Source organism: Siccirubricoccus phaeus (genome assembly GCF_008360935.1).
In the GTDB taxonomy this organism is placed as follows: domain Bacteria; phylum Pseudomonadota; class Alphaproteobacteria; order Acetobacterales; family Acetobacteraceae; genus Siccirubricoccus; species Siccirubricoccus phaeus.
Genome location: NZ_SRXO01000009.1, coordinates 241734 through 248294 on the forward strand (window position 1 = coordinate 241734; position 6561 = coordinate 248294).

At 71.7% G+C, this 6561-nt stretch carries 7 protein-coding genes; 5 read left to right on the top strand and 2 right to left on the bottom strand.

Annotated elements, in window-relative coordinates:
• The first annotated feature begins 84 nt into the window (after positions 1–84).
• Both E5N76_RS14995 and cysE read left to right on the top strand, forming a co-directional pair.
• Positions 85–1170, top strand: coding sequence for a cysteine synthase A (locus E5N76_RS14995; protein WP_149538119.1), 1086 nt, complete (start codon positions 85–87; stop codon positions 1168–1170).
• 235 nt (positions 1171–1405) lie between these two features.
• Positions 1406–2098, top strand: a complete 693-nt coding sequence (gene cysE / locus E5N76_RS15000; protein ID WP_149538120.1) for a serine O-acetyltransferase — start codon at positions 1406–1408, stop codon at positions 2096–2098.
• 298 nt (positions 2099–2396) lie between these two features.
• On the opposite strand, the gene E5N76_RS15005 is transcribed toward cysE, so the two are convergent.
• Positions 2397–2663, bottom strand: a complete 267-nt coding sequence (locus E5N76_RS15005; RefSeq protein WP_149538121.1) for a hypothetical protein — start codon at positions 2661–2663, stop codon at positions 2397–2399.
• A 294-nt stretch (positions 2664–2957) separates the two neighbouring features.
• On the opposite strand from E5N76_RS15005, the gene E5N76_RS15010 reads away from it, so the two are divergent.
• On the top strand, positions 2958–3392 hold the full coding sequence (locus tag E5N76_RS15010; RefSeq protein ID WP_149538122.1) for an OsmC family protein: 435 nt from the start codon (positions 2958–2960) through the stop codon (positions 3390–3392).
• Between the two features lie 135 nt (positions 3393–3527).
• On the opposite strand, the gene E5N76_RS15015 is transcribed toward E5N76_RS15010, so the two are convergent.
• Positions 3528–3752, bottom strand: coding sequence for a DUF1127 domain-containing protein (locus tag E5N76_RS15015; RefSeq protein WP_207791983.1), 225 nt, complete (start codon positions 3750–3752; stop codon positions 3528–3530).
• Between the two features lie 111 nt (positions 3753–3863).
• Between E5N76_RS15015 and E5N76_RS15020 the strand changes: the two genes are divergently transcribed.
• Complete coding sequence (locus E5N76_RS15020; RefSeq protein WP_149538123.1) at positions 3864–4757, top strand: LysR substrate-binding domain-containing protein; 894 nt, start codon at positions 3864–3866, stop codon at positions 4755–4757.
• Positions 4758–4907: 150 nt separating this feature from the next.
• A complete protein-coding gene (locus E5N76_RS15025) occupies positions 4908–5873 on the top strand; it encodes a tripartite tricarboxylate transporter substrate binding protein (protein WP_149538124.1) in 966 nt (321 codons plus the stop codon).
• The last annotated feature ends 688 nt before the right edge of the window (positions 5874–6561 follow it).

A 6561-nucleotide genomic window follows, 5' to 3' on the forward strand; every position in this document is an offset into this window, starting at 1 on the left:
ATGGGCTCATGCCGGCCATGCAGGGAAAACCCCTTGAAGATCCCCCCATTCTCGCCGCAGATCACATCTCAAGGTGGAGGATCCATGAGCGCCCCAGAACCCGCCCCGAACGAGCCCGCCCTGAACGAGCCCGCCCCCCGGGCAGCTCCCAACGGCCTCCAGGTGGCGGACGGCCTCGCCGGCGCCGTGGGCAACACCCCCCTCATCCGCCTCCGCCGCGCCAGCGAGGCGACCGGCTGCGAGATCCTCGGCAAGGCGGAATTCATGCAGCCCGGCGGCTCCGTGAAGGACCGCGCCGGGCTCGGCATCATCCTGGATGCGGAACAGCGCGGCCAGCTCATCCCCGGCCAGCCCGGCATCGTGGTGGAGGGCACGGCCGGCAATACCGGCATCGGCCTGACCCTCGTCGCCAATGCCCGCGGCTACCAGTCCATCATCGTCGTGCCGCATACCCAGAGCCGGGAGAAGCTCGACTTCCTCCGCATGATCGGCGCCGATCTGCGGCTGGTGGACCCGAAGCCGCTGCGCGACCCCGGGCATTATGTGAATACCTCCCGCCGCATCGCGGAGGAGCTGGCGGCCGAGGGCAAGCGCGTCATCTGGGCCAACCAATTCGGCAACCTCGCCAACGCCGCCTTCCATGAGGCGACGACCGGGCCGGAGATCTGGGCGCAGACCGCGGGGCGCATCGATGCCTTCACCTGCGCCTGCGGCACCGGCGGCACGCTGACCGGCGTCGCCCGCGCGCTGAAGGCGAAGAACCCGAAGGTGCGGGTGGTGCTGGCCGATCCGATGGGCAGCGGCATGTATGCCTGGATCAAGACCGGCGAGGTGAAGGCCGAGGGCAATTCCATCACCGAGGGCATCGGCCAGGCCTCCGCCGTGCCGGGCAATCTGGAACATGGCCGCGCCGCCATCGACGACGCGGTGCAGGTGGACGACCCGACGGCGCTGGCGCAGATCTACGATCTGCTGCTGCATGAGGGGATCTCGGTCGGCGGCTCGGCCGGGATCAATGTCGCGGCGGCCATTGCCGTGGCGCGGCAGATGGGGCCGGGGCATACCATCGTCACCATCCTCTGCGACGGCGGCGCCCGTTACCAGAGCAAGCTGTTCAACCCCGCCTTCCTGCGGGAGAAGGGGCTGCCGACGCCGCCCTGGCTGGCGTGACCGCGTCCGGAGGGCGGCACGGCGCGGCGGGCTGAAGCGGCCGCACGGGGAATCGTGGCCGAGGGCTGGAAGGCTGCAAGGTCCGAAGGTCTGAATTGGCCGCACAGGAAGCCGCGGCCGAGGGTCGGAGCGCCGCAAGGCGCCAAGGGCTGAACCGGCCGCGCCGGAAACCGCGTCCGAGCACCGGAGGGCCGCAGGGCCCGAAGGCCTGCACCGGCCGCGCAAAGGGGACAGGATGGAAGTCTTCGAGCTGGTCCGTACCATCCGCGAACGCGACCCCGCCCGCCCCACCTGGGTGGAGGCGCTGACCTGCTATGCCGGGCTGCAGGCGGTGCTCATGCATCGCCTGGCGCATGCGCTCTACCGTGCCGGGTTCAAGGCGGTGGCCCGCGCCGTCTCCCACACCAACCGCTTCATCACCGGCATCGAGATCCATCCCGGCGCGCGGATCGGCCGGCGGCTCTTCATCGACCACGGCATGGGGGTGGTGATCGGGGAGACGGCGGAAATCGGCGATGACGTGCTGATCTACCATGGGGTGACGCTGGGCGGGCTCAGCCTGGCCAACCGCGCCGGCCCGGGCGGCAAGCGCCACCCGACCATCGGCCATGGCGTGGCGATCGGCGCCGGCGCCCAGGTGCTGGGGCCGATCCGGGTCGGCGACGGCGCGCGCATCGGCGCCAATGCGGTGGTGGCGAGCGAGGTGCCGGCGGGGGAGACCGTCATCGGCATCCCCGCCCGGCCGCCGCAGGAGCAGCGGACGCAGCCCATCCGCCCCGCCCCGCCCCCCAGCCCCGGCTATGGCCTGCTGGACCAGCCCTGCGACCCGGTGGGGGAGGAGCTGGCGGCGCTGCGCGCCGAGCTGGCGGCGCTGCGGGCCGAGCTGGCGGAGCTGCGCCGCACCCGGACCATGCGCGCGGCGGAGTAGCGCCGGCGCCCCACAGGGGCCGGCTTAAGAAGGACAAGAGTAGCGCCGGCGCCCCATAGGGGCTGGCTTAAGAAGGACAAGAAAAGCCGGAGATCGGGAGCTCTGTCCCCGAACCCCCGCCGGTGGTTGCCGGCAGTGCCGGCAACCCCTCCCCGGACCCCGGTGTGAGTCGGCAGGTTGAACCTGCAGGCTTATGAGCCTGTTGCAAAAGCCTCCCGGCAGCAGCGGGAACGCAGCACGCGCTGCGACCGCCCGCGCAATCCCTCCCGGCAACCCGCGGCCATCTCCGGGCGGGCCGTCACTGGTCCCGGCGATGGCGCCCGGCGTAGACGCAGGCGAGATTCGTCATGTGCCCGAACAGATGCGTCGGGTATTCGCGCACCACGATCTGATGCCGGAAGTCGCAAAGCGCGGAGGCCAGATACAGCGGCGGCACCGTATGCGGTATGTACTGCAGGAAAAGCGCGTCGCCGCGGGTGCAGCGCTCCGCCACCATCTTCGCCGCAATGCTGGCCTCCAGGGCCCGGTCGTCAGGCTGCTCCCCGATCTCGACAAGGCATCGCATGCCGGTGTCCGGAACCTCGGCCGAGGCCGGCGCGGTCGCCAGGGGAAGACATGCCAGGAGAAAACAGGGGAGGAGGCCATGGCGGGACATGACGCCATCCTGACCGGGCAGGGTTAGGAGGCGGTATGCGCCCGGCCGGCTGGGGGCAGCGGCCTTCCCCCGCCGCCGGCCGCCCGCCGCCCATGGCCGCCCCGCGAAGTTTCCATGGCGGGCGGCGGGATGGGTGGCAGGGCGGATGCGCCACCCCATCTGCCAGGACATCCCGCAGGGAACCCCGCAGAGGAGCGGACGGACATGGCAAGCATCAAGCGCAGCGCCAGCGCCCACTGGGCCGGCACCGGCAAGGACGGCAAGGGCAGCCTGACCACCCAGAGCGGCACGCTGAAGGAGACCCCCTACAGCTTCACCGCCCGCTTCGGCGACGGCCAGGGCACCAATCCGGAGGAGCTGATCGCCGCCGCCCATGCCGGCTGCTTCACCATGGCGCTGGCCTTCAAGCTGCAGGGCGCCGGCCTCACCCCGGAAAGCCTCGCCACCGAGGCGCGGCTGACCATGGAGCAGGAAGCCGGCGGCTGGAAGATCGCCGCCGTGGCGCTGAGCCTGACCGCCAAGGTGCCCGGCGCGACACCCGAGCAATTCCAGGCCCTCGCTGCCGATGCCAAGGCCACCTGCCCGGTCTCCCGCGTGCTGAATGCCGAGATCACGCTGGATGCCAAGCTGGAGGGCTGACCGCTTTCCCTCCCTCTCCCGCTTCGCGGGGGAGGGCCAGGGTGGGGGTGCCCGGGAGGTGAGGGTGCCGGGGAGAGGGATGCGGCCGCAGGATGTCGCCTTGCCCGGCCACGCGCTGCGGCGTCGTGGGGAATGTCAGATCCGCCGCCCGAGATCCCAGGGCGCCCGCTCCACCTCCTGCAGCGCATCGGCCCGGCTGATGCCGATATCGCGCAGCATGCGGTCATCCATCTCCGCCAATTGCCGCCTGGTGGCGACCGCCCGCCACATCAGCCCGAACCGGGCGAGGCGGGGCAGGGAGGGAACCGGCCAGTGCAGATGCGGCCGGAGGGCGGAGAGGATGGCCATGGGGTCCTCCATCGATGGGGCCCTGATCCTGGCGGCCCCGTTCCACGAAGGGTGCGGCGCCGAATGAAATAAGGAAAACGAATTGCATTGACGCAACCCATCAACGGTGCTGATGCTCCTCCCATGCTCGCCATCCCGCCCGGCCTCGACCCCGATCTGCTGCGCAGCTTCGTGCTGATCGCCGAGGGCGGCAGCTTCACCCGCGCCGCCCAGGCGGTGGGGCGCACCCAATCCGCCGTCTCCATGCAGATCCGCCGGCTGGAGGAAACCCTCGGCCAGCCTCTGCTGCTGCGCGGCGCCCGCGGGGTGGAGCCGACCTCGCACGGCCTCTGGCTGCTGGAGCGGGCGCGGCGGCTGCTGGCGCTGCATGACGAGATCCACGCCACCTTCCGCCAGCCGGAAGTGGCCGGGGCGGTCCGCCTCGGCTCCCCGGATGATTACGCCATACGCTGGCTGCCCGGCATCCTGGCGCGCTTCGCCGCCAGCCACCCGGCGGTGCAGGTGGAGGTGGTCTGCGCCCCCTCCAACGAGCTGGTGGAGCGGCTGGGGGAGGGGGAGCTGGACCTCACCCTGCTCTCCGAGGGCAATGAGCCGCCCGGCGCCCGGGTGCGCTGGCTGTGGCGCGGCCCGCTGCTCTGGGTGGGAGCGCCGGAGGCGGTGCGGCGGCGGCCGCTGCCCCTGGCGCTGGCCAGCGCCGCCTGTTCCTGGCGCCAGGCGGCGATCGCCGCGCTGGATGCGGCCGACCTGCCCTGGCGCATGGCCTATACCGCCGCTTCGCTCTCCGGCTCCCTGGCTGTGGCGCTGGCCGGGCTGGCGGTGACGGTGGCGATGCCCTCGCCCCTGCCGGAGGGGGTGCGGTGCCTGGGGGAGGAGGAGGGGCTGCCCGCCTTGCCGGATTTCGCCATCGGGCTGCTGCGCGGCCCGGCCTCCGCGGTGGCGGAGGCGCTGGCAGCGCATATCGAGGAAAGCTTCCGCCTGGGCCAGGTGGCGGAGGGGCGGGAGCGCCGGGTGGCCTGACCGGGTGGCCCGGGGAGGGCGGCCGGGCAGGGGGGCCGGGCAGGGGGCCAGGCAGGGGGGGCCGCGGGCCGCCTCCGGTTGGTGCCGCACCGATTGCCTGGCCGCGGGCGGGCTGCGATAAGCCTCGGCAAACAACCGAGGAAGCTTCCGATGCAACGCCGTACCCTGCTGGCCCTGGCGGTCGGCGGCCTGGCTGCCCCCTCCCTCTCCCTTGCCCAGGCCTGGCCGGACCGGCCGATCCGCCTCATCGTGCCCTGGCCGCCGGGCGGCTCCACCGACACCATCGCCCGGATCTTCCAGCCGAAGCTGGCGGAGCTGCTGGAACGCCCGGTGGTGATCGACAACAAGGGCGGCGCCTCCGGCTCGGTCGGTGCGGCGGAGGCGTCGCGGGCGCCGGCGGATGGCTATACCTGGATGCTCGCCTATGACAATGAGGCGACGAACCAGACGGTGATGCGGCTGCCCTACCGGACGCTGGAGGCCTTCGCGCCGGTGAGCCTGGTGGCGACCGGGCCGCTGGCGCTGGTGGCGCATCAGAACACGCCCTATCGCAGCCTGGCCGATCTGGTGGCGGCGGCGAAGGCGGCGCCGGACAGCATTGCCTTTGCCAGCTCGGGCGTTGGCGGGCTGGCGCATGTCTCCACCACCCTGCTGCAGCAGCAGGGCGGGTTCCGGCTGCTGCACGTGCCCTACCGGGGCGGCGGGCCGGCGGTGCAGGATGCGGTGGCGGGGAATGTGCCGCTCTTCATGTCCAATGTGGTGATCATCAGCCAGCATATCCGGGCCGGCACGCTGCGGCCCCTGGGGGTGACCACGGCCGAGGAGACGCGCCACGTGCCGGGGGTGAAGCCCTTTGCGGCGCAGGGCTTCCCGGGCTTCTCGGCGCCCACCTGGTGGGCCTTCCTCGGCCGGGCGGGGACGCCGGAGCCGATCCTGAAGCGGATGCAGGAGGCGCTGGCCCAGGCGCTGGCGGATGCGGAGGTGAAGCGGAAGATCGAGGAGCAGGGGGCGGATGTCGTCGCTTCCGGCCCGGAGGCGTGCGGGCGGTTCCTGGCCGGCGAGATCGAGAAATGGGGCAAGGTGATCCGGGACAACCACATTACGGCGGATAGCTGAGGGCAGGGCCGGGCAGGCGGCGCTGGCCCTTGCGCGCCTGGCGGGGGTCCAGCCCCCCAAGGGTTGAACTGCCGAGGGGTGGGGCCGGGGGTTTCCTGAAGGCGGTGGCGGTACCGCCGCCAGGGCGGAGCGCCCAGCGCCTGCAGCCCGCCTCCGTCGCCTGCGTACCCGCCGGCGCGGCGCTGGATTTCTGGCGGGCGGATGAAGATTCCTTGCCTGACGGGGCAGAAAATTTGTCCTCGAGAGCCGGAACGATCCCCCGCTTCGGTCCTGGCAAGGGACAGTGCTTTGTAGGAAATTCAACGGATTGCCCTGGCCGATCGGGGCGGAAGGGAGGGCGATCCCAGGGGGTTGACCGCCCCCCGCCCGGGGCCTAAAAGCCGCCTCACCGCAGCGCGGACGGGGTTGACGAGAGACGGCGAGGTCGCCATTATCTCCGCCCCGCTCACGAAGCGGATCAGATCACCGGGCGAGGTGGTGCAGCAAGATGGCTCCGTTGAGGATGCCGTCCGCTGTCGCTCCGATCGGTGGTTGCCTGCCGGGTCGCTCCGGCGGGCACGCTCATTGACAAGTGTATCTGGTTTTTGGAAGCGCGTTCAGTGGTTTTGGTGTGCTTTTAGGTTTGGGTCTGCCTGAGGGTGGTCCTGGTCCTGGGGTGGGATGCGCGGGCGGCGCTGCTGCTGGGCTG